13 protein-coding genes, 2 rRNA genes and 1 pseudogene are annotated in these 24,710 nt (G+C 56.2%); 3 read left to right on the plus strand and 13 right to left on the minus strand.

Features of this window, described 5'->3' with window-relative positions; all coding sequences use genetic code 11:
• Positions 1 to 3: 3 nt before the first annotated feature.
• The 9 genes from ACQG1Y_RS22410 to bcsR all read right to left on the minus strand — a co-directional run bounded on the left by ACQG1Y_RS22410 (position 4) and on the right by bcsR (position 15,865).
• Positions 4 to 1,494, minus strand: a complete 1,491-nt coding sequence (locus tag ACQG1Y_RS22410; RefSeq protein WP_033488102.1) for a M16 family metallopeptidase — start codon at positions 1,492 to 1,494, stop codon at positions 4 to 6.
• A 222-nt stretch (positions 1,495 to 1,716) separates the two neighbouring features.
• A complete protein-coding gene (dctA, locus tag ACQG1Y_RS22415) occupies positions 1,717 to 3,003 on the minus strand; it encodes a C4-dicarboxylate transporter DctC (RefSeq protein WP_015571524.1) in 1,287 nt (428 codons plus the stop codon).
• Positions 3,004 to 3,162: 159 nt separating this feature from the next.
• Entirely contained in the window at positions 3,163 to 5,169 is a 2,007-nt protein-coding gene (gene hmsP / locus ACQG1Y_RS22420) for a biofilm formation regulator HmsP (protein WP_017693810.1), read from the minus strand.
• A 120-nt stretch (positions 5,170 to 5,289) separates the two neighbouring features.
• Complete coding sequence (gene bcsC / locus ACQG1Y_RS22425) at positions 5,290 to 8,772, minus strand: cellulose synthase complex outer membrane protein BcsC (protein WP_203453096.1); 3,483 nt, start codon at positions 8,770 to 8,772, stop codon at positions 5,290 to 5,292.
• The gene (gene bcsZ, locus ACQG1Y_RS22430) at positions 8,754 to 9,860 is read right to left on the minus strand and encodes a cellulose synthase complex periplasmic endoglucanase BcsZ (protein ID WP_017384189.1); all 1,107 of its coding nucleotides are present in this window, start codon (positions 9,858 to 9,860) and stop codon (positions 8,754 to 8,756) included. Before bcsZ ends, bcsC begins: the two co-directional genes overlap by 19 nt.
• 6 nt (positions 9,861 to 9,866) lie before the next feature.
• On the minus strand, positions 9,867 to 12,290 hold the full coding sequence (bcsB, locus tag ACQG1Y_RS22435) for a cellulose biosynthesis cyclic di-GMP-binding regulatory protein BcsB (protein WP_368740919.1): 2,424 nt from the start codon (positions 12,288 to 12,290) through the stop codon (positions 9,867 to 9,869).
• A gap of 10 nt (positions 12,291 to 12,300) precedes the next feature.
• Positions 12,301 to 14,916, minus strand: coding sequence for a UDP-forming cellulose synthase catalytic subunit (gene bcsA, locus ACQG1Y_RS22440; protein ID WP_426737084.1), 2,616 nt, complete (start codon positions 14,914 to 14,916; stop codon positions 12,301 to 12,303).
• Positions 14,913 to 15,665 carry a cellulose biosynthesis protein BcsQ gene (gene bcsQ / locus ACQG1Y_RS22445; protein WP_368740920.1) on the minus strand — a complete coding sequence of 251 codons (753 nt, stop codon included), beginning with the start codon at positions 15,663 to 15,665 and terminating at the stop codon, positions 14,913 to 14,915. The genes bcsA and bcsQ overlap by 4 nt, the downstream gene beginning before the upstream one ends.
• 11 nt (positions 15,666 to 15,676) lie before the next feature.
• Positions 15,677 to 15,865: a cellulose biosynthesis protein BcsR gene (gene bcsR / locus ACQG1Y_RS22450; protein ID WP_003861175.1), complete on the minus strand. Its 189-nt coding sequence runs from the start codon at positions 15,863 to 15,865 to the stop codon at positions 15,677 to 15,679.
• A gap of 173 nt (positions 15,866 to 16,038) precedes the next feature.
• On the opposite strand from bcsR, the pseudogene bcsE reads away from it, so the two are divergent.
• The 3 genes and pseudogenes from bcsE (at position 16,039) to bcsG (ending at position 19,463) form a co-directional block, all read left to right on the plus strand.
• Positions 16,039 to 17,600 (plus strand): annotated as a pseudogene (bcsE, locus tag ACQG1Y_RS22455) (cellulose biosynthesis c-di-GMP-binding protein BcsE).
• Positions 17,597 to 17,791: a cellulose biosynthesis protein BcsF gene (gene bcsF, locus ACQG1Y_RS22460; protein WP_017384193.1), complete on the plus strand. Its 195-nt coding sequence runs from the start codon at positions 17,597 to 17,599 to the stop codon at positions 17,789 to 17,791. Before bcsE ends, bcsF begins: the two are co-directional and overlap by 4 nt.
• Positions 17,784 to 19,463 (plus strand): cellulose biosynthesis protein BcsG, encoded by a 1,680-nt coding sequence (gene bcsG, locus ACQG1Y_RS22465; RefSeq protein ID WP_047740909.1) that lies wholly within the window; start codon positions 17,784 to 17,786, stop codon positions 19,461 to 19,463. Before bcsF ends, bcsG begins: the two co-directional genes overlap by 8 nt.
• 35 nt (positions 19,464 to 19,498) lie before the next feature.
• Here the strand turns inward: bcsG and birA are convergent, their stop codons facing one another.
• The 4 genes from birA to ACQG1Y_RS22485 all read right to left on the minus strand — a co-directional run bounded on the left by birA (position 19,499) and on the right by ACQG1Y_RS22485 (position 24,710).
• Entirely contained in the window at positions 19,499 to 20,461 is a 963-nt protein-coding gene (gene birA / locus ACQG1Y_RS22470; RefSeq protein WP_017384195.1) for a bifunctional biotin--[acetyl-CoA-carboxylase] ligase/biotin operon repressor BirA, read from the minus strand.
• Positions 20,458 to 21,486 carry a UDP-N-acetylmuramate dehydrogenase gene (gene murB / locus ACQG1Y_RS22475; RefSeq protein ID WP_032672220.1) on the minus strand — a complete coding sequence of 343 codons (1,029 nt, stop codon included), beginning with the start codon at positions 21,484 to 21,486 and terminating at the stop codon, positions 20,458 to 20,460. Before murB ends, birA begins: the two co-directional genes overlap by 4 nt.
• A 134-nt stretch (positions 21,487 to 21,620) precedes the next feature.
• A 5S ribosomal RNA gene (gene rrf / locus ACQG1Y_RS22480) occupies positions 21,621 to 21,736 on the minus strand.
• A 69-nt stretch (positions 21,737 to 21,805) separates the two neighbouring features.
• Positions 21,806 to 24,710 (minus strand): 23S ribosomal RNA (locus ACQG1Y_RS22485).

The raw sequence follows: 24,710 nt of genomic DNA on the forward strand, positions 1-24,710 counted from the left end.
AGCTTACTGGCCCTGCGGAATATCGCTCGCATCCTGGTGTAAATCATCGGCTGCCGTTTGCGCTGGCTGCGGCGGCGTCGCCATGATGGCGCTCCAGGTGGCCTTCAACTCTTTCATGTCATATTCCGGCTCACCTTTCGGCTGCAACAGAATCAACGCCATATCCTGCGACAGCTGCTGACGCAGATCCTGATTCAGCATCTCCACGGTCAGACCGTTCAGGAAGTCCTGACGCAGTTTCTGATACTGCTCCGGCGCGATATCCACCACCTGATTCTGCAAGGAGCGAATGCGCTGGCTGATTAAGATATCGGTATCGGCGCGGGCATAGGTGGCGAACAGTTTCTGCAATTCGAGGGATTTCTGCGCCACCAGCGCGTTAAACTCCTCTTCAGACAGGCCCTGTTTCCGCACTTTAGCCAGCTCTTTCGCCACCACGCCGAGATTGGCATTCAGCTTATCGCCCGGCGATTCCACGTTAATGGCGCACTGGGCGCGCTGGAACAGCACTCGGCAGTCAAAGCCCAGGCCAATATCTTTCACGTTGTTCTTGCTGAGCGTCTGCTGAACGTGCCAGAACAGCGCTTCACGCGCGAGATCCGCACGCCAGTAACGCAACAGCGCAGAAGACTCGCGGATCGGCTGCCAGGCCGTATCCCACATCATTGAAAGACGATCCTGACGCACGGTATCCGTCATGATGCTGACCGTCTCAGGACGCAGCGGGGACAAGGTAGGAACAGGGGCGGGCGTTTCACGCTTCCCTTTCAGATCGCCAAATGCTTTGTTGATCTGTTCTATCACCGCACGGCTGTCCACGTTGCCCACCACAATCAGGGTCATGGCATCCGGGGTGTACCACTGCTGGTAGAAAGATTTCACCTGCGCGGCATCAACCGGCTGTTTCAGCGGCTCTGCCGGGTCGTGGCCAAGCAGCGTTGACCCTTTCAGGCGGTAGCGCCACCAGCCTTCTTTGGTATCCGTCGGCCAGGTCGCCACCATGTCGCTGTTGCTCAACGCATAGTTAACGGTCTCAGGCGTAATCGCCAGTTTGCCGGTGGCATCGGAAAGGTAGGTCAGCGCTTCTTTAAGCAGATCGTTACGGTTGTTGGGCAGGCTCAGGTTAAACATGGTGTAGTCATAGGAGACCACAGCCGGGGGCAGCGGGCGTTTCGGATCGATGGCCTGTTGCCATAAAGAACGCACCTGAACCGCCTGCAAACTGCCGCTCTGGGTGAGCGCCAGTCGAGGAATAAAGTGGCTTAAGCCGGTCTGCTGGGTGCTTTCAGTGAGGGAGCCGGTATTCACAGAAAGACGGATTTCAATGCGATCGCTCGGACGTTGCGGAGTGGATAATACCTGCCACTGGAAACCATTCGCCAGTGTTCCCTGTTGCCAGGCCGGGTCTGGCTGGAGCGCATCTGCCTGCACATAACTGGCTGCTGCCATCATCAGCAAACCGCCGGTTAAGAGTCGAATTTTTGTGCCCTGCATGTGAACCCCTGATCAACATTCCTGGTTAAAGAGAGTGTCTCGCGACGTGAGCACTCAAAGATGACGATGAAAACCTTCCGATTAGACAGCGTGTTCGGCTAAACGTCACGGGCGGAAGTGAAATATACCCAAAAAAAATCTTGTCGAATTATGACAGGTATGAACGGTTATTATGCGCAGGTGCCCGCATCCCCACAAGGGAATACGGGCATTTATGAGGGATTAAGAGGATAAACCGGGGGTTTTGTCCTCAGATGTGCGGTTATTCAGCGTATCGTTAAGCTTCTTGTGATCCAGCTCTTTCACCCACTTCGCCACCACAATCGTCGCCACGCCATTGCCGACCAGGTTGGTTAACGCACGGGCTTCAGACATAAAGCGGTCAATACCGAGGATCAGGGCCAGGCCCGCCACCGGCAGATGGCCCACCGCCGAAATGGTGGCCGCCAGCACGATAAATCCGCTGCCCGTTACGCCCGCCGCCCCTTTTGAAGAGAGCAGAAGCACCACCAGCAGCGTAATCTGATGGAAGATATCCATGTGGCTGTTAGTGGCCTGGGCAATAAAGACCGCCGCCATCGTCAGGTATATCGAGGTGCCGTCCAGGTTAAAGGAGTAGCCCGTAGGAATAACCAGCCCCACCACTGACTTACGGCAGCCCAGCTTTTCCATTTTATCGAGCATACGCGGCAGCGCGGACTCCGAAGAGGATGTGCCGAGGACAATCAGCAGCTCTTCACGAATGTAACGGATAAATTTGAAGATGCTGAAGCCGGTCGCACGGGCGATGGAGCCGAGCACCACCACCACAAACAGAATACAGGTGATGTAGAAACAGACGATCAGCTGGCCAAGCTGTACCAGCGTGCCGACGCCATATTTCCCGATGGTGAAGGCCATCGCGCCAAAGGCGCCAATCGGGGCCAGACGCATGATCATGTTGATGATGCCGAAGATCACCTGCGAGAAGCTTTCAATGACGTTAAAAATCAGCTGGCCTTTGCTGCCAAGACGGTGCAGGGCAAAGCCAAAAAGTACGGCAAACAGCAGCACCTGGAGGATGTTTCCGCTGGCGAACGCGCCAATCACGCTGCTCGGGATCACGTCCAGCAGGAAGGCAACAATCCCCTGATCTTTCGCCTGTTCAGCGTAAACCGCCACCGCTTTCGCATCCAGCGTGGCCGGGTCGACGTTCATGCCCGCGCCAGGCTGTACCACGTTGACAATTATCAGGCCGATAATCAGCGCGATGGTACTGACAATCTCGAAGTACAGCAGGGCAACCGCCCCCGTACGCCCGACCGCCTTCATGCTTTCCATGCCAGCGATACCGGTCACCACGGTACAGAAAATGACCGGCGCGATGATCATTTTGATGAGCTTAACGAACGCGTCGCCAAGCGGTTTCATCTGCGCGCCCAGCTCCGGGTAGTAGTGACCGAGCAGAATACCGATGGCGATGGCTGTCAGGACCTGGAAGTAAAGACTTTTGAAGAGTGAGGTTTTCATAGGGTGTCCCTGGAAAGAAAAACTACAGGCTTTGTAAGGTTATGGTTAACCTGCGGCTTTAAAATAACACCCACATAACAGGACAGAAATAAACGGGGTTCAAATTTGAAACACAAATGTTAAGAACTTTGAGCTGGCTCGCACAAGCCAGCAACAAAATTACACTTTTGCGTTATTGCCAGCGTCAGCGAGATAGCGTTTCTCAAAGATATCCGTCGGTACGGCGCGGTCAAACAGGAAGCCCTGTCCGCTCTCCACGCCCGCCGCAGCCAGCCACTCACGCTGGGCGTCGGTTTCAATACCCTCGGCAATTACGTGCAGATTCAGGCTGTGCGCCATCTGAATAATGGCCTGTACCAGGCTGCAATCCTCCGGCAGCCCTTCCACAAAGGTTTTGTCGATTTTCAGGACGTCCACCGGCAACGTTTTCATGTGCTGGAGCTGACGCAGGCCGGAATACCCCATACCAAAATCGTCCAGCGCAATGCGGATCCCGGCATTACGCAGCGGTTTCAGAATGGCGACAGCATCGTCAGGATTGTCGATACAACGGCTCTCGGTGACTTCCAGGATCAACGTGTGGGGCTGAATGCGGTAGCGGTGGATCAACTCGAGCATCTCCGGCACCATGGTCGGGTGCATCAGCTGTAGCGCAGAGAGATTCACCGACAGCGGCAGCGTGATGCCTCGTTGTTGCCAGGCCGCAAGCTGGCGGCAGGACTCTTCCAGCACCCAGTAGCCGACGGTGACCATCAGGCCGCAGGACTCGATACGTTCGATCATCCCCTCAGGCAGCTCCCACGTGCCGTCCGGCTGTTGCATACGCAGCAACGCTTCGGCGCTGGTCACTTCACCCGTGCGCAAATTGACCTGCGGCTGTAGCCAGAGCGCAAACTGGCGATTGTCCATCGCCGTCAGAATGTCGCTCTCTTCCGTCAGGCGCTGCTGGGCTTTTTCCATCTGCTCCGGATCAAAGAACTGAATCTGGTTTTTGCCTTTCCGGCGCGCGGTGAACGCGGCCGAGAAGGCCCGACGATAAAGCTGCTCGGCGGTCAGCCCCCCGTAGTACATCGCAATACCGATGCTGGCGCTCGGGCGAAGCTGGATACCCTGAATGGGCAGCCGCTCATTAATGACAGTGAGTACTTGCTGACCTAGCGTAATGGCGTGCCACGGCTCTTTAACACCGTGCGCGATCACCACCAGGTCATAACCGCTGACCTGGGTGAGCACCATGCGCGGCGCCAGAACGGATTTCACCTTTTCCACCAGCGTCAGCAACAGCATCTCGCGCTGGCTCTCTTTCAGCACGCCCGCCGTATCCTGCAAGGTTTCGCAGGCAATCACCATCAGCGCGGTGGTCTGCTGGCGGGCGACGGTCTGCTCCAGCAAGGCCATTAAAAACGCTTTGTTTGGCAGATCGGATACCGGAAAACGGGTGGCGTTGCTACTGAGCTCTTCCTGCTGACGCAGGACACGCTGCTGGTTGATATTGTAACTCCGGACCAGCATGCCAATTTCATCGTCGTGATGCAGGCGCGGCAAGGGAAGCTGATGCCCCATGTGCTCCTGTGGAGAGAGGTCGTTCAGCTCCCGGGCTATGCGGCGCAACGGATGCACAATTAACCGGTTGATACACCACGTCAGCGCCACGCTCAGCATTAGTGTCAAAAGTAAGTAAGTAGTCACTAACGTAGCAACCCAACTCATGACGAATTTATACATGCGGTACGAGTCGGCCTGTAGCACCAGGTAGGCCAGCGGCTGCGGGTTAGCCGGTCTTTCCAGGGAATAGAGAGGCAGGGAAATTTGCACCGGCAGTTCAAACAGGCGCATCACCATCATCGGGACGGGACGCTCCGGGATAAAACTCATCCGCAGCGCCTGGAACTGGTTCGGCAGCACGACATCCGCGCGGCTCACGATACCGGCGGGCTGAATGCGCTTCAGGATGGATTCCGCCTCGGGGATATCCCCTTTCAGGATCGAGGCTGACAGGGGTTCCCGCACCGAGCGGGCAATACTTTCCAGTTGCGAAGCCGTGTTATAGCGATTCTGCTGTACGGAGTGAAACAGCAAAATGACGCAGAAGATGAAGACAAACAGCATTGTGACGGCAGACACCATCGCCATCTGTTTGATCGTTAAGGAACGGCTGACACGCAAAATGACTCTCCACAAAACTCGAAGCGCAGGGCGCACCAGGGTGTAAACCTGGTGCGCCCGAGTATACCCGATAGCTGCACTTTTAAGAGAGACTTACAATTAGATTAAGAAAAAATCCGATCACCAGTCTGCATAAGGCACCAGCGGTTCCGGTGGTAAGTCCATATCACCTTGCCAGCCCGCGGCAGAATACCGAACGTAGAGCAGCGCATGGCTCGGGGTATAGTCTTTTGCTTCCTGAATATCGACGCCCAGTCCGACAAACCAGTTGGACGTCACGCGGCGTTCAACAATCGCCCTTGCGGTATAACCCGTCCCTGACGAGCTACTTCCGGTTTCCATTACACCTTTATCGGTATAACGGCCTGGCTCATTGTCCGGGATCAGCCCCTGTAACGGATAACGCATCACATCTTTTGTTTTTGAATGAGACCAGGAGACGGAGCCGCCCAGCTCCCATGACCAGTTCTCTGTGCGTTTACGCCAGTTCACCGGTAAGGCGAACGACACATACTCCTGGGGACTGTAGTAACCGCCCTGGCCCAGCGAATAGCCACTTAAATCCTTATCGTAATGCCAGAGCATGTTGGACACGCCCACCGTCAGGCGTTCGTTGTTCTGATTGATGAGCTTGTAGTAATAGCCGGTCATCCAGCGGACGCGCCAGTTATCTTCGACATTCTTCCCGGTGAGGCTGTCGGCACTCAGGCTTGACCAGATCCCGTTAGCTTCGCCTTTGTCGTAGCTCATGCTCACGCCGCCACCGGTGGCACGCACGCCGCCCCAGGTGGTGTCGGTATTGGGATCTTTTTGCCCGGCGAAGGCCAGCACCGAGCTGGAAATCGGACGGCGATGGGCGTTCAGGGTGTAGCCAATCGGCCCTAAATCGTTGCTGTAGCTCAGGCTGCCCACCACATCGACCACGTCGAAGCCCATCGGCGTTGTACCGATATCCCACGCCCAGGTTTTGTTCTGCCAGCCGACGGCCACGCTGGCGCCGTTGGCCGACTGGTTCGTGCTGCCGTGACATGGCGTTTCGGCACAGGTACCCCATGTCGGATCGTAGGTTCCGTTATCGGTGGCAAAGGAACCGGCGTTCATATTGACCAGATCGCTACGGAAGAACATACGTCCGTCCGACAGCGGCGCATCAACCTGGAGCATGGTGGTGTGCGCTTTCAGATCGGAATAGCCTCCCGTGCCGCTGGAGCCCCAGTAGTCGTGTTGCAGCGTGACGTTCAGATCCTGCTGACGATAAAGATCGCCTGCATCGCTGCGCACGCCGCGCTTCAGCCAGTCATCTTTCTCATCGTTACGCGTGAGCCGAGTAAAGCTGTCGTTATCGGTCGGACGGGTCGTTGTGATGCCCGATGAGACCATCGCATCTTTCCAGGTGTCCAGCGCCTGCTGAGGCTGACCATTTTGTGCCTGGAAACGGGCGGCATCGCGCATCACCAGCGCACTTTCCATCGAAGGCGGCTGCGATTTGGCCTGCGGAAGAATGGCGTTGAAGGTCTTTTCTGCCGCGGCATGATCACCCAGGCCAGCCTGCGCCATGGCAAGCCGGCGCTGCATATTGATGGAGAGCGGTTCGCCGTTCTGTGCCGCGGGCAGTTTCGCCAGCGCCGCGCGCGCCGCGTCCTTGTTGTCCTGGGCAAGATAGACCTCGGTCAGGCCGAGGATCGCGTCTTCGTTCTGCGGTTCGCGTTGCAGGACGGTGTTGTAGGCGGTTTTCGCGGCCTCATGATCGCCACGCTGTTCAGCCCAGTCCGCCAGCGTCAGGTCAATACGGGTGGACGGAGGCTGCTGGCGAAGCAACGTTTCCGCCTCCTGCTCTTTTCCACTGTCGCGCAGGCGGTTGGCGGTTTCCAGCACCTGGTTACTTTGCAGGCGGTCCGCCAGCGCCTGAATGTTGCCGTTCCACTTGTCGCGCGGCAGCGTGTTCAGATGCGCCAGCGCCGCCCGGTTCTGATCGTTACCGGACAGGTACAGCCCGCTGGCGTAAACCTGATCCGGATCGCCCGGTTTCTGGCTTGCCAGCTGACGCATCAGGTTATCCGCCTTGCTGCGCTGACCCGCGCTATACAGATCGCGTGACAGTCGGTAGGTGATCCACACGTCGCCCGGGGAAAGCGCAAGGCGTCGGCGCTGAATTTCTGCGGCCTGCGCATATTTCCCCTCGCTTTCCAGCTGTTCGGCCTGGGCTGACAGCTGCTCGTTCGTCAGGCTACGTTCAATATCATCAATGCTGCGGCGCTGGCTGGCAGAGAGCGACTGAATAAACTGCGTCGCCTTCTCCGGAGACTGCGCGCGATAAATATTGGCGAGACCGCGTACCGCGTTGCTGTTGCCGCTGTCCATCCGCAACGTCTGGCGGTAATAGCGCTCGGCCGCGTCGTTATCTTTGCGCGCCGCCGCCGCATCACCGAGGCCCAGAACCGCGTAGCTGTCGGTATTGTCGATATTGCGCGCCTGCTGGTAATAGCGTTCGGCCTGGGCCGTATTGTTGGCTTTCAGGGCGTTATCCCCCTGCTGGATCAGCAGCCAGTATCGGTTGACCTTCAGCAGGCTGTCCCATTTGCCCCGGTTATCGCTCTGCGGATCGAGGGCGATCGCCTTTTCAAACTGCGCAACCGCACGCGCGCGATCGCCTTTCTGAGAATAGGCCTGCCCCAGCGCGCCTACGGCTTCACTGTCGGCGTGGTTGGCGCTGACTGCTTTTTGCAACTCCGTTACCGCTTTACTGCCCTGCCCGGCATCCACTGCGGCTAACCCTTCGGCTTTGGCGCGGAACGCCGGATCGGCGAGCTGTTTTTGCTGCGCTTCAAGCTGGGCGCGCGCCGCCGTCACGTTATCGCCATCGCTGAACACGCTCAGGTATTGTTGCAGCGCGGTAACGCTGGCGCTGCTGGCCGGTTGATCTTTGATCTGCTGGTACCACATGTCCGACGCCTGACTGCGGCCATTGTTCGATTTGGCCATCTCCTGTAACACCGCAAACCCTTCATCACGCCGTCCGCTCTGGAACAAAAGCTGTGCCAGCGAGGACTGTAGCGGGACGTTGCCCGGACTGCTGGCGTTTATTTTCTTAAGCTGATTAATGGCCAGGTTGCGGCGGGCTGGCTCTTTCGCCACCACGTTCCAGTACTCCGTCGCGATGTCGCCACTGGGCGGCTTACCGTCAAACAGTTTGTCATACGCGGCAATGGCTTCCTGGGTGTGCCCGGTGGTGGCAAGCAGGCGAGCCTGCTGGAGGGCCTGGCGACCATCCGGCGTGGAGAGCAGCATGGTAGTACGGGAGGACTGATAGGCACTGGAATCGGGCGCCATTCCTTTCAGGCGATCCAGCTCTTTTTGCGCGCCCGCCGTATCGCCCTGTCGTAACAGGTAGCGGAAGCGCGCGGCAATCACGTCCGGGTTGTTGGGGTCGATCAGCTCAAGGCGATAGAGCGACTGGCGCACTAAATCCTCACGCTGGGTGGATTCCCCCAGACGGACCTGTTCCAGCAGCTGTCTCTGCTGCGGGGAGTTGGCGGCCAGGGCCAGGGGCATTAGCGCCAGGCCAAGCGATAAGGTGAGTAGATTCAGTGTGAACGTGCGCATTCCTGGCCCCAGTCCGGTAGTAATTCACCTTGCACGGTGAAACGAAAACGATGCTGATCCCACCCTTGTCCAAAGAGGGTCAGAACGTAGCTGTAATAAGCATTGTTATCGGGAAAACGATCGGCGACGTGCTGGCGTTGCACCGCTTGCGCGTCCCGGTTTTGTAAAAACGGAAGGAGGGAGGCAGAAAACCCTACCGGCCCATCTCCGGTGCGTTTCCCGGTCGCGACGTCCACTTTCTCCGGCGGCAAGCCTTGTTTGATTGTGGTGGTCGCCATGGGCTTGAAACGCGCCAGTAGCCGGGCTTTCTGCGGATCGTTATCGTTCATCATCCCTACCCACAGATAGACGCGAATCGCATCGTAGCTGCCGATCAGGGATGCATCCTGCGACAGCTGCCAGCCGCCCTTTTTCTGGTATTTCACCCAGTTCGGGGAAAATCCTTTAGGCGCGGTCTCCAGCAGCAGACGCAGGTTGGTTTCACGGAGCGTCGTCCACGGCGCGCCAAAACGGGTGAAATAGCTCGCAAGCTGCGGCGGCAGGTAGCTGGGGTTGAAGCGCCAGACGCTCTCTTCGGCAAAACCGACTTTACCCGGCAGCAGCATAGAACCCAGCCCCGGCACCTTCACCACTTCCTCACTGGCAATGCGCGTCAACAGCGCCTTACCCGTGCGCGTGTAATCGGGATTTTTCCACAGCCGCCCGGCTTCCAGCAGCGACCAGGCAATCCAGATATCGGCATCAGACGCGGAGTTAGGGTCGATAACCGCCCAGGTTTCGTCGTCCTTTTTCCCCCACAGCCAGGCCGGGAGATGTTGGGTTAAATCTCCCTCGGCAAGGTTATCGCGCGTCCATGCCAGCAGCAGATCGAACGCCTTGCGATCGTTTGCCGCGAGGGCAAAGAACAGTCCGTAGCTTTGCCCTTCGGAGGTGGTGATTTTGCGCGCGTCACTGGGATCAATGACGCGTCCACTTTCGCTCATATAATCCTGCTTGAACGTCTCCCAGGCAGGCCAGCGACAGGCGGCGTGAAGATTCGCCGCCGCCAGCATCAACGCTGCGACTACACACCCGCGAAAGATTTTCATCACCGCTTACTCATGGTCCGGGTTAAGACGACGACGGCTGATGATTCGCAGCAGACGCCACAGTACCGACGCCAGCAGTACAACGCTGAGCGCAGCCAGCACGGCCAGCAGCACCGGGTGGTTAGACAGGGCGTACCACAGGCGTTCGAACCACGGCAGATGACCGACGTAGTAGACATCCCCCACGCGCAGGCTGTTTACCCCCGACTCACGGATCACCGAGACGGAACCGAACATTGCCGCCCGTTTACCGCTGTCGTTCATGGCCGTGTTGAGTAGCTCATACCCGCGCGGGCTGTCCGCCAGCAGGGCGATAACGCTGCGCTGGTCGTTATACGGCGACTGGAAGCCGACAATCGCGGCCATCGGACCCGTTGAGCTTACGGTCGTCCTGATATTGGCCTGACGATCGCCGCTGTCCGGCATGATGCTCGGGAACTCGGTCTGACGCAGCGGCGTGTTAACCCACGACTGAGCCGCCTGCACCAGCAGATCGACGCGCTTCTCGTCTTTCAGCTTGTCCGGAATGTTGCCGATGACCATGATATCGGCATCTTTGTTCTGGATCTGGCTCCCGTCATCCGTCACCGTCACGTTGATCGCCGGCAAGCCGGTTTGCGCCCCGACGGTGCCCATGGTGTCCAGCAGCGTGGTAACCTGGCCTTCGTTGGCCGCTTTTGGCATCACGACAATCGATTCAGAGAGGTCTGCCATGCGGCTGAACGGGAAGCTGGCGTTAGCAAAGGCACGCAGATCCGGCATCGCAATAAAGTGGTAATACTTCGAGAAGTCGATCGTGGAATCATCACCAATCACCACGTGGTTTTGCACCGGCTGGAAGGTAATACAGTTTTCCACCGATCCACCCGGCATGGGGTTCATATACTGGAAGTTAAACCGCAGCTGGTTCACCGCACCGAGCTTCAGCGCCGGGATCGACACATCGGTTTTGCCATCCAGCAGCCCCTGTAATACAGGCAGACGAAGCATCAACCGGTTTGTCTCCTGGCTGCTGGTCAGGCTGAACGATTGCAGGAACTGGTTGTTGAGGCTGATATCCATGCGCGAGCTGTCTTTGGTCGCCGGCGCGGTGTAACGGTAGTTCAGATTGATATCAATGCCGTTGGTGCGCAGCAGATAGAGATCCGGCGGCAGGTTAAGCGACAGGCTGACAGGAGAAGGTTCAAGCCCGGTTGACTGCAATTGCTCTTCATAGGTTTTCAGTTCGCCAAAGGTGATGGCCCGGTCGGTACGTACCCAGTTCGGCGCATCATAAGGCTTACGTGCCAGCAGCGGTTTCACCTCGTCCACCACAACGCTGTTACCGCGGAACAGGATATTCCCCTGCGCAATGCCTTTCGCCGCCTGCACCAGATCTTTGTCATCACGGCCGAAGATCACCAACAGCTTCACGTACGGATTGTCCGGATGGCTGATCATCTCGATGGTGGGCGCTTTCACCTCCGGATGGTCACGCAGGAAAGCCGGACGTTTGGCGTTGGTGGCAAACACGATCGCGTTTTTGTCCGGCATTTTGTCGTACATGACCGGGAAACTTTGACCACGCCAGCCGGAGCGGGAACCAAACCAGGATGCCACGATAGAGGCCGCCAGCTGTTCGGTCACATCGGGAGAGCCGGCAAAGACCATCGGCAGGTTCAGCGGACGGTTATCACGCGGGTCGAAGAACGGCACCGGGAAGGCGGAGAGATCGTTTTTCAACGCCAGCGGCTGATAGGTCATCTGAAGCGAAGAGTTACGCCCGACATCCAGCCACAGGGTGCTGCTGGCCGGGTTTTCACAGACATCGCGGTAGTGGCCGACAAACTCCAGACGCACGCGGTTAAAGTCGGTGATAAACAGCGGATTAATCGGCACCTGAGCCAGGGTTTTCTTACCCAGTTGCTCTTTGGTGACGGGCAGGACGTCCATCAGCTCGTCATTCAGATAGACCTTAAGCTGGGACTGCACCGGCAACAGCGACGGCGATGGGGTGTATTCCAGGTTGAGCATCGCTTTCGACACAACTTCATCGCTGCGCATACCGAATTCGATACCGCCATTTGGGTTGATGCCGCGCAGAACCATGCTGCCCGGAGGAGGTGCGATCTGGGCAAACGTCAGCTTAACGTCACGCGACGGCGTATTTTCGGCAACCACCGGCGCACTGGCTCCCGGCACGCCAGGCATGACCTGCCCAACCACCGGGTTGTCGGCGGGCAGCGTATTCCCCGTCGTCGGCTGATTCGGGACGACGTTTTCCGTCTGCCCCGGCGCGGCCGTCACAACCGGATCGGTCGCTTGCGCGACGACAGGCACCGTTGGCGCGGGCGTGGCCGCTGCGTTATCAGGCGCTGCGTTAGCCACTGTTGCAGGGAGCGCACTCATCCCCATTGCCACTGCACATAACCAGGAAAGTTTTGTTTTCATCGCGTTATCATCATTGTTGAGCCATAACCGGGTCCGCCTGCTTCGCTTCATCTCGCTCAGGTCGACGCGGAATGAACGACACGACCCAGGAAACCAGTGAAGTAAGTGACCGGAAAATTAATTTCACCGACGACGGGGCAAATTCTGCAAGGTGACGATAGCCACGGAACCCCAGCTTAAGAATATCCAGCAGGCTTTCCAGAGGCTTATCCTCAGGGAAGCTGTCCTGCCAGAGAGCCCACGTATCCGCGCGGGCAAACGTACACTGCACAAAATCAATGTGTTGCTTTTTGGTCAGCGGCATCAGTTGCAGACCCACTTCATTTCCTCTCACACGCACCACCTGCGTCGGGAAGACATACTCCTGCTGGCCGCGCTTAAGCAGTAGGTTGACCTTCTGCCCCTCCAGCACCTTCGCCTGACCGTTGATCTTGATACCCAGACCGCCATCCGAAAAGTCATGTACGGTACAGGAGAAGAGATGTCCATCGTCGCGGGCAATGGCCGCTGGCATGCTTATTTCGACGCGATGCGCGCGGCGAACCTGTTTGCTCTCCACCGATACCGCCACCGCGCCACCGAGGATAATCAGGTTATAAAACACCCACGCCATACTCACGAAGACCGTCAGAATTTCGTTTTCCGGGCCGTAGAAGTAGCGCCAGATCCCAACAATCACGCCCACAATATTCAGCAGCACCAGGAAGATATAGGGCCGGGAGATCACCCAGTCGACATACTCCTCTTCCACCAGCCCGCCCTTCGCGGTGACGTTGAATTTCCCTTTATGCGGGTTAATCAGCGCCACCATGGTTGGCGGCGCGATGTACCAGGCCAGCACCGTTTCGTAAATTTCACTCCAGAAGGAGTGGCGATATTTCCCCTGAATCTTCGAGTTCGTCAGGCTGGCGTGGATCATGTGCGGCAGAACGAACAAGGCAATCATCAGCGCAGGCGCATAGATGATGTAAGCGTGAAGGAGCAGGAACGCCAGCGGCGCAGTGAGGAAGATAAGCCGTGGAATACCGGACAGGAAGTGGAACATGGCGTTGACGTAGCACAGCCGTTGCGCCAGCTTCAGCCCTTTACCCATCAGCGGGTTATCGAGCCTGAAAATTTGCACCATGCCGCGGGCCCAGCGAATACGCTGGCCGATGTGCGCCGACAGGGATTCCGTGGCCAGCCCCGCCGCCTGAGGAATACGCATGTAGGCGGAGGTATAGCCAAGACGGTGCAGACGCAGCGAGGTGTGCGCATCTTCCGTGACCGTCTCGACGGCGATCCCGCCAATTTCATCCAGCGGTTTCCGGCGGATCACCGCACAGGAGCCGCAGAAAAACGTGGCGTCCCACATGTCGTTCCCGTCCTGCACGAGTCCATAGAACAGCGTGCCCTCGTTCGGGGTTTTACGAAAACGGCCGAGGTTACGTTCAAACGGGTCCGGCGAGAAGAAGTGGTGCGGCGTCTGCATCATCGCCAGCTCTTTCTCCTTCAGGAACCAGCCCATGGTCATTTGCAGGAACGAGCGCGTTGGCACGTGGTCGCAGTCGAAAATAGAGACGAACTCCCCTTTGGCATATTTCAGCGCATTGTTGATGTTACCGGCTTTCGCGTGTTCATGCGTGGTACGGGCGATGTACTCTACCCCCACTTCGTCCGCGAACTGGCGGAACTCGGCACGGCCACCGTCATCGAGGATCCAGATTTTGATTTTATCCTTCGGCCAGTCGATACCCAGCGCGGCGTAAATGGTGTTTTTTACCACCGACAGATCTTCGTTGTAGGTCGGCACGAAGAGGTCCACCGTAGGCCACTGGGTCGTGTCTTTTGGCAGCGGCACCGGCTGTCTATTTAGCGGCCAGATAACCTGGAAGTAACCCAGCACCAGCACGATCCAGGCGTAAGTCTCAGCAAACAGCAGGACTAAGCCGCACACCAGGCTGACCGGATCGTCCCAGTTCAGCGTTGAGGTATATCGCCACCAGATGTAGCGGCAGGAAACGGTCAGCGATAGCACAATCAGCATCAGGGCAGAAAAACGCCCTGGTATGCGCCGCACCAGCAGCGCCACGCCCCACAGCAGGATCAGGAAGGTGAACTGCGCCAGCGGGTTGAAGGGCTGGGTAATACAGACCAGCGCAAGAATCAGCGAGAACACCACAACCACGCCGAGAATAAAACGCCGCAAGCCCGGGTGTAGGTGCCCGAGCTCTTTGTGGTTATCTAAATGACCCGTTTTGTCGCCCACCCGGTCAGGTAGCCGGTCAAGCCACTGGTGGTAGTGTTCACGCAGGTTCTGCACACGATCGAAGCTGCGCCAGCGGGACGTTTTTTTCTCCGCGCCCGTTGAGGTCGTTAGTAGCCAGATGGACTGAATAGCGTAGCGCGCGGGAACCAGCGGACGCGGCTTGTCAGGGTTGATATGCGGATAGAGTTCACCGTGGCGCGCACGAATGCGTTGCCAGCGGGGATGTTCGAGGAGGATGAACATCCACGCCAGAATCATCCACAAACAGCCCAGCGCAGCGCTCAGCGACGAGGCGCCGTGATGACGGTAATGGCGGTAGCGTTCACTTAAGCGCGAACTGACCGGCGGAATGAGCAGCCAGTTAGTCAGGCGGCTCATACTGAACTCCCGGCAGGCTCCGGCCGTTTAGCAAAGTGCAGCAGACACCAGTTGGCCAGCGTCAGGATCTCTTCCGCCGCCAGTGAATCGCTACGGTACTCCCCGAGAGGTTGTTTGGACGCGAGGCACTCCGCCATCGCTTCGTCACGATGGATCACCATCGGCAACAGGCGGCGCTGACTCTGGAGCCAGACCTGGTAGAGATCGTCCTGGATCTGGCTGCCAATGCGCAGATCGTTGATCAGAATATGGGCATTGGCAGGCATCGGCTGCTGATGCAGACGGATATGACAATTCGCATCTACGTTCGCGATGGAGAGCACATAGTCGCACTGCGCCAGCAGCTGGCGGGTCAGCGACGCGGCACCGTGCGGCAGGTCCAGCAGGATCCACTGATAGTGCCCGCTCTCTTTCAGGCTCTGCAATGCGGTGATGAAGCGAGAGAACAGGCGCTGGTACGCGGCTTCATTCCCGCGCTCGGTTTCGGTCAATTGACCAAAGGGAAGTAAATCGAGCTGGGAGGTATAACGCAAACCCGCATCCCGCCAGTCTTTATCGTCCAGAAGCGCGCGTCCCCAGCCGTTTGCATGCGTAAAGTCGACATTGAATGACATGCGCAGCAAATTATCGGAACAGGCATCAATGACCAGTACCGATTCACCTAATACCTGCAATGACCACGCCAGCGCCGCGGTAACGGAAGTTGTACCCACCCCACCACGGACGCCCTGTAATCCTAGTACAGCCATCAATGGCTTCCTTATTGTTGTTGGGCAAACTCAGCTAATAACGGCCAACGTTTAATAGCCGCCGCCAACTGTTCACGCTGGGAAATATCGGTGTAATCTATTTCAGGCAAAGAAAAAGCCTGCGTGAGTGCCAAAAAATCGTTCTGGAATGTGTAACCCAGACTTGAGTCGACTGGGGTTGCGGGTTCGTTATTTTGCATTCTTTTTTCATCCCTTTGAGTAAAATCATAAGATTCAGATGCAGCGAGGCGTCCTGCCATTAAATTTCATTTACATGCTAAATCTGATGTTCTTTAATTTCAATGTTAGGTTTATTTCTACGCTTTCGCTAGTAAACTGAGAGACATAGAAATTCGACGAAAAGAGGGACACCGTGGACTCCATATTTTCTATTGGCATCCAGTCATTATGGGACGAATTGCGCCACATGCCAGTCGGAGGAGTCTGGTGGGTTAATACGGATCGTAATGAAGATGCCATCAGTCTGGTAAACCAGACGATAGCGGCGCAGGGGAAGGATTCCCGCGTGGCCGTCATTACGATGGGCGAAGAGCCGAAGTCAATCATCAGACTCGACAGTGACCGTGGACCCCAGACAGTACGATTATTTTCCATGCCTGCGGAGGCTGACAGTCTATACTTTTACCCCACGATATTCAGTGTTCTATTGTTCCTGAACACTATTTACTGATTCTAAAATGCTCTAATGATGGCCTGCAAAATATACCGTCTGAAAAGCTTCTGAAATGGCTGGGAAGAATCAACAGATGGGCAAAAAATCAAAATTGCACCTTATTGGTTGTTAACCCAGGCAGTAATAATGACAAGCTTTTTTCACTTTTAATGAGTGAATACCGTTCTCTCTATGGCCTGGCCAGTATTCGGGTCCAGACCGACAGCCATCTTTACGACGTGGCTTTCTGGTGCAATGAAAAAGGGGTGAGCTCCCGACAACAACTTACACTCAAACAAGTCGGGGATGAGTGGCATCTTGCTCAACAGGAAGAGACGGTAGTTCAGCCACGCAGTGATGAAAAACGTGTTCTGAGCCATATTGCGGTACTGGAAGGTGCGCCTGCACTGTCTGAGCACTGGTCACTGTTCGATACCAATGAAGCCTTATTTGATGAGGCGCGCACCACGCAGGCGGCGACTATTATCTTCTCGTTGATCCAGAATAACCAAATCGAAACGCTGGCAAGGCACATTCACACATTACGTCGCCAGCGCGGCAGCGCGTTAAAAATTGTAGTGCGTGAAAATAATACCAGCCTGCGCGCCACCGATGAGCGCTTATTACTGGGCTGCGGCGCGAATATGGTCATTCCGTGGAATGCTCCCCTGTCGCGCTGTCTGACGCTGATCAAAAGCATCCAGGGCCAGCAGTTTAATCGACATGTTCCGGAAGATATCAGCACCCTGCTTTCAATGACGCAGCCGATGAAACTGCGCGGCTACCAGAAATGGGACACCTTCTGCGATGCGGTGGGCAACATGATGAGCAATACGCTGTTACCGGCAGACGGAAAAGGGGTGATGGTTGCCCTGCGCCCCGTGCCGGGTATTCGCGTTGAGCAGGCGCTCACTCTGTGCCGCCCTAACCGTATCGGGGACATCATGACCATTGGCGATAACCGCCTGGTGCTGTTCCTCTCCTTCTGCCGGGTGAACGATCTGGATACTGCACTTAACCATATCTTCCCGCTTCCTACCGCGGATATCTTCTCGAACCGTATGGTCTGGTTTGAAGATAACCTGATCGCGGCTGAGCTTGTCCAGATGCGTGCCCTGCCACCTGAAAAGTGGGCCAAACCGTTGCCTGTCACAAGCGGCGCCAAACCGGTTCTGAACGCGAAACATGACGGGCATGTCTGGCGACGGGTACCCGAGCCGCTACGCTTACTGGATGAGAACAAGGAGCGCGCGCCATTATGAATATCAGCGATATCATCCAACTGGTTGTTCTGTGCGCGCTGATTTTTTTGCCGCTTGGCTACTATGCACGCCATTCCCTGCGCCGTATTCGCGATACGATCAGATTACTGTTCGTCAAACCTCGCTATATTAAACCCGCCGGAACACTGACTCGCGCTCCGAACGTCAAGGCAAACCGAAAACATGACTAATTCTACCTATACCTCTTCGGCGCCCTCGCCACTCTGGCAATACTGGCGCGGCCTGTCCGGCTGGAATTTCTACTTTCTGGTGAAGTTTGGTCTGCTGTGGGCAGGCTATCTTAATTTCCACCCTCTGCTTAACCTGGTGTTTATGGCATTCCTGCTGATGCCAATCCCGAACCTCAGGCTGCACCGTATACGTCACTGGGTCGCTATCCCCATCGGTTTCGCCCTGTTCTGGCATGATACCTGGCTGCCCGGCCCTGAAAGCATCATGAGCCAGGGCTCCCAGGTCGCAGGTTTCAGTGCGGACTATATGCTCGATCTGGTTGAGCGCTTTATTAACTGGCAGATGATTGGCGCGGTATTTGTCCTGCTGGTCGCCTGGCTGTTCCTGTCTCAGTGGATCCGGGTGACGGTGTTTGTCGTCGCGATTATGATCTGGCTTAACGTCCTGACGCTGACGGGCCCGAGCTTCTCGCTGTGGCCAGCCGGTCAGCCGACGACAACCGTGACCACCACGGGCGGTTCCGCCGCCGCGACCGTTGCGACAGCAGGGGATACGCCTGTGGTTGGGGATATTCCTGCGCAGACTGCACCGCCGACATCCACTAACCTGAACGCGTGGCTCTCCAGTTTTTACGTTGCGGAAGATAAGCGTCAGACGAAATTCCCGGACGCGCTGCCTGCCGATGCTCAGCCGTTTGAGCTGCTGGTCATTAACATCTGTTCTCTGTCCTGGGCTGACGTTGACGCGGCTGGTTTGATGTCGCACCCGCTGTGGTCGCATTTCGATATTCAGTTTAAGGACTTCAACTCGGCCACGTCGTACAGCGGCCCGGCGGCTATCCGCCTGCTGCGCGCCAGCTGCGGACAGCCTTCGCATAAGAACCTCTACCAGCCGGCAGCTAACCAGTGTTATCTGTTTGATAACCTCGCAAAACTGGGCTTTACCCAGCACCTGATGATGGGCCATAACGGTCAGTTCGGTAACTTCCTGAAAGAAGTGCGTGAACAGGGTGGCATGCAGGCCCCGCTGATGGACCAGAAAGGGCTGCCGGTAACGTTGCTGGGCTTTGATGGCTCGCCGGTGTATGACGATACCGCCGTGCTTCAGCGCTGGTTAGATACCGTCGGCAAAGAGGAAGGGACACGTAGTGCGACGTTCTATAACACGCTGCCGCTGCACGACGGGAACCATTATCCCGGCGTGAGTAAAACGGCCGATTATAAGGCCCGTGCTCAGAAGTTCTTTGACGAGCTGAACGCGTTCTTCAACGAGCTGGAAAAATCAGGTCGCAAAGTGATGGTGGTGGTGGTACCAGAACACGGAGGGGCGCTGAAAGGCGACAGGATGCAGGTGTCTGGTCTGCGCGATATCCCAAGCCCGTCCATCACTAACGTTCCGGCCGGGATTAAGTTCTTTGGCATGAAGGCGCCGCATCAGGGAGCGCCCATTGAAATCACCCAGCCGAGCAGCTATCTGGCTATCTCGGAACTGGTTGCTCGCGCTGTAGACGGTAAGCTGTTTGTGGAAGATAGCGTGAACTGGGATCAGCTCACCAGCGGGCTGCCGCAGACGGCGGAGGTATCGGAAAACGCCAATGCGGTGGTGATCCAGTATCAGAATAAGCCTTATGTCCGACTGAATGCCGGGGATTGGGTGCCGTATCCGCAGTGATGACCTGCTACACCCTCTCCCCTGTGGGGAGAGGGTTACTCCGCACTTCGTAACGAAATTTCACCGCCCACCCAGGGCTTAATCACGCCATCCTGTTCAAGAAGCAACGCGCCCTGCGCGTCAATGCCGCGTGATGTGCCGTAAATCTCTTTATCCCCAATCAGCAGCTTCACCGGTCGGTTAATAAAGTTATCCAGTTTTTCCCAGCGAGACAGGAATGGCGCTAACCCCTCTTGTTCAAAGAGCGTCAGCGAACTACGCAACTCATTGATCATGCGGACGGCAAGCGTATTGCGATCGATGGTGATCCCCGCTTCCTGCAAGTTGGTCCAGGCCTGGTTCACGACATCGTTCTGCACGTTTCGCATCACCATGTTCAGTCCCGCCCCAATGACGATCTGTGCGGCATCGCCTGTTTTTCCCGTCAGTTCAACCAGGATCCCCGCCAGCTTTCGATCGTTGAGATACAGATCGTTGGGCCATTTTACCCGCACCTGATCGGCACCCAGATCGTGCAGCACCTCTGCCATCACAATGCCGATGACCAGGCTCAGCCCGATGGCCGCAGCTGGCCCCTGTTCAAGCCGCCAGTACATGGAAAGGTAGAGGTTGGCGCCAAATGGTGAGAACCACTTACGCCCCCGGCGGCCACGTCCTGCCTGTTGGTACTCGGCAACGCAGGCATCACCGGATTTCAGCTCGCTCAGGCGATCCAGCAGATACTGGTTCGTCGAATCAATGACCGGCAATACCGCGACGTTACCGTGCCCAATCTGGCTGCGGATGACCTCTTCATTCAGTAACTGGATCGGTTCCGGCAGGCTGTAGCCTTTTCCTGGCACCGTAAACACATCCACGCCCCAGTCGCGGAGCGTTTGAATATGCTTATTGATCGCAGCACGGCTCATGCCCAGCTGTTCGCCCAGCTGCTCGCCAGAATGAAACTCGCCATCGGCAAGGATACCGATGAGAGTTAACGGGATAGTATTGTCCTTCACGCAATGGTCTCCACGGCATTCACTTCGCCCGTTCGGCCAATAAAGCGAACTTCAGGCTCCAGCCAGACGTTGAATTTTTCGCCCACGCGCTGGCGAACATGATGCGCCAGGTTGACGACATCCTCACTTGTCGCGTTGGACTGGTTGATCAGTACCAGCGCCTGCTGACGATGAACAGCAGCGCCACCAAGAGTCGTACCTTTTAATTCACACTGATCGATAAGCCAGCCTGCGGCCAGCTTCACGCTACCATCCGCCTGAGGATAATGCGGGGCCGTTGGCCAGCCGGCGAGAAACGCTTTTGCATTTTCGCTGCTGATCACCGGGTTTTTGAAGAAACTGCCCGCATTTCCGTTTACTTTCGGGTCCGGGAGCTTGGTCATTCGCATGTGGCATACGGAATCAAATACCTCACGCGGTGTGACGGTAGCCGGGTCGAGACGGGTCAGATCGCCGTAAGTCAGAACGGGTTTCCAGGCTTTCGCCAGGCGCAGGCCAACGGCCACAATGACGAAACGATCCTGATAGTCGTGCTTGAAAATGCTGTCGCGATAGCCAAAGCGGCACTGCTCTGCGGTCAGGCGCTTCGCCGTTCCAGTCGCGAGTTCGATGCAGTCGACATATTCGCAGACGTGTTTCAGTTCGATGCCGTAGGCACCGATGTTTTGAATAGGAGATGATCCTGCACAGCCCGGGATCAGAGCCAGGTTTTCCAGCCCTGGCATCCCTTTTTCAAGGGTATATTGCACCAGATGGTGCCAGTTCTCGCCAGCACCCACGTGTAAATGCCAGCTGTCAGCGCTCTCTTTACGCTCAATCCCCATGATGCGATTGACGATTACCGTCCCCGCAAAATCATCGAGAAACAGGACATTACTTCCTTCGCCCAGAATAAGTACGGGTTCACCGTTTTCTGTTGCGTTTTGCCATGCATTCAGCAACTGCTGAGCACTGTCGGCACGTACAATTTGATTAGCATTCCGTTGAATACCAAAGGTATTCCAGGGCTTAAGGGAGTGATTCATAGACGCTATCCTGATGCAAAAACCGGGATAGTTTACCGTATATATGGGGGGATAGGTGATTTGTTTATGGAAAGGAAGCAGGTGCAGAAACGCAAAAAGGCCATCCTTCCGGATGGCCTCTTCACTTGTTTGATGCCTGGCAGTTCCCTACTCTCACATGGGGAGACCCCACACTACCATCGGCGCTACGGCGTTTCACTTCTGAGTTCGGCATGGGGTCAGGTGGGACCACCGCGCTAAAGCCGCCAGGCAAATTCTGTTAATCTGTATCAGGCTGAAAATCGTGTCTGTCTCTTCGCCAAAACACCTTCGGCGTTGTAAGGTTAAGCCTCACGGTTCATTAGTATCGGTTAGCTCAACGCATCGCTGCGCTTACACACCCGACCTATCAACGTCGTCGTCTTCAACGTTCCTTCAGGAGACTCAAGGTCTCAGGGAGAACTCATCTCGGGGCAAGTTTCGTGCTTAGATGCTTTCAGCACTTATCTCTTCCGCATTTAGCTACCGGGCAGTGCCATTGGCATGACAACCCGAACACCAGTGATGCGTCCACTCCGGTCCTCTCGTACTAGGAGCAGCCCCCCTCAATTCTCCAGCGCCCACGGCAGATAGGGACCGAACTGTCTCACGACGTTCTAAACCCAGCTCGCGTACCACTTTAAATGGCGAACAGCCATACCCTTGGGACCTACTTCAGCCCCAGGATGTGATGAGCCGACATCGAGGTGCCAAACACCGCCGTCGATATGAACTCTTGGGCGGTATCAGCCTGTTATCCCCGGAGTACCTTTTATCCGTTGAGCGATGGCCCTTCCATTCAGAACCACCGGATCACTATGACCTGCTTTCGCACCTGCTCGCGCCGTCACGCTCGCAGTCAAGCTGGCTTATGCCATTGCACTAACCTCCTGATGTCCGACCAGGATTAGCCAACCTTCGTGCTCCTCCGTTACTCTTTGGGAGGAGACCGCCCCAGTCAAACTACCCACCAGACACTGTCCGCAACCCGGATTACGGGTCTACGTTAGAACACCAGCCATTAAAGGGTGGTATTTCAAGGTTGGCTCCACGCAGACTGGCGTCCACGCTTCAAAGCCTCCCACCTATCCTACACATCAAGGACCAGTGTTCAGTGTCAAGCTATAGTAAAGGTTCACGGGGTCTTTCCGTCTTGCCGCGGGTACACTGCATCTTCACAGCGAGTTCAATTTCACTGAGTCTCGGGTGGAGACAGCCTGGCCATCATTACGCCATTCGTGCAGGTCGGAACTTACCCGACAAGGAATTTCGCTACCTTAGGACCGTTATAGTTACGGCCGCCGTTTACCGGGGCTTCGATCAAGAGCTTCGCGTTGCCGCTAACCCCATCAATTAACCTTCCGGCACCGGGCAGGCGTCACACCGTATACGTCCACTTTCGTGTTTGCACAGTGCTGTGTTTTTAATAAACAGTTGCAGCCAGCTGGTATCTTCGACTGATTTCAGCTCCACCCGCAGGGGCTTCACCTACACATCAGCGTGCCTTCTCCCGAAGTTACGGCACCATTTTGCCTAGTTCCTTCACCCGAGTTCTCTCAAGCGCCTTGGTATTCTCTACCTGACCACCTGTGTCGGTTTGGGGTACGATTTCGTGTTACCTGATGCTTAGAGGCTTTTCCTGGAAGCAGGGCATTTATCACTTCAGCACCGTAGTGCCTCGTCATCACACCTCAGCGTTAACAAGGTACCGGATTTACCTGGAACCTCCGCCTACATGCTTAAACCGGGACAACCGTCGCCCGGCTGACATAGCCTTCTCCGTCCCCCCTTCGCAGTAACACCAAGTACAGGAATATTAACCTGTTTCCCATCGACTACGCCTTTCGGCCTCGCCTTAGGGGTCGACTCACCCTGCCCCGATTAACGTTGGACAGGAACCCTTGGTCTTTCGGCGAGCGGGCTTTTCACCCGCTTTATCGTTACTTATGTCAGCATTCGCACTTCTGATACCTCCAGCATGCCTCACAGCACACCTTCAACGGCTTACAGAACGCTCCCCTACCCAACAACACATAGTGTCGCTGCCGCAGCTTCGGTGCATGGTTTAGCCCCGTTACATCTTCCGCGCAGGCCGACTCGACCAGTGAGCTATTACGCTTTCTTTAAATGATGGCTGCTTCTAAGCCAACATCCTGGCTGTCTGTGCCTTCCCACATCGTTTCCCACTTAACCATGACTTTGGGACCTTAGCTGGCGGTCTGGGTTGTTTCCCTCTTCACGACGGACGTTAGCACCCGCCGTGTGTCTCCCGTGATAACATTCTTCGGTATTCGTAGTTTGCATCGGGTTGGTAAGCCGGGATGGCCCCCTAGCCGAAACAGTGCTCTACCCCCGAAGATGAGTTCACGAGGCGCTACCTAAATAGCTTTCGGGGAGAACCAGCTATCTCCCGGTTTGATTGGCCTTTCACCCCCAGCCACAGGTCATCCGCTAATTTTTCAACATTAGTCGGTTCGGTCCTCCAGTTAGTGTTACCCAACCTTCAACCTGCCCATGGCTAGATCACCGGGTTTCGGGTCTATACCCTGCAACTTAACGCCCAGTTAAGACTCGGTTTCCCTTCGGCTCCCCTATACGGTTAACCTTGCTACAGAATATAAGTCGCTGACCCATTATACAAAAGGTACGCAGTCACCCCATAAAGAGGCTCCCACTGCTTGTACGTACACGGTTTCAGGTTCTTTTTCACTCCCCTCGCCGGGGTTCTTTTCGCCTTTCCCTCACGGTACTGGTTCACTATCGGTCAGTCAGGAGTATTTAGCCTTGGAGGATGGTCCCCCCATATTCAGACAGGATACCACGTGTCCCGCCCTACTCTTCGAGTTCACAGCAAGTGTGCTTTCGTGTACGGGACTATCACCCTGTACCGTCGGACTTTCCAGACCGTTCCACTAACACACAAGCTGATTCAGACTCCGGGCTGCTCCCCGTTCGCTCGCCGCTACTGGGGGAATCTCGGTTGATTTCTTTTCCTCGGGGTACTTAGATGTTTCAGTTCCCCCGGTTCGCCTCGTTAACCTATGTATTCAGTTAACGATAGTGCAACGGATTGCACTGGGTTTCCCCATTCGGACATCGCCGGGTCAAGGGTTCATATCACCTCGCCGGCGCTTTTCGCAGATTAGCACGTCCTTCATCGCCTCTGACTGCCAGGGCATCCACCGTGTACGCTTAGTCGCTTAACC

The organism is Enterobacter cloacae complex sp. 397G4, from assembly GCF_050031515.1.
Taxonomy (GTDB): Bacteria; Pseudomonadota; Gammaproteobacteria; order Enterobacterales; family Enterobacteriaceae; genus Enterobacter; species Enterobacter hormaechei_C.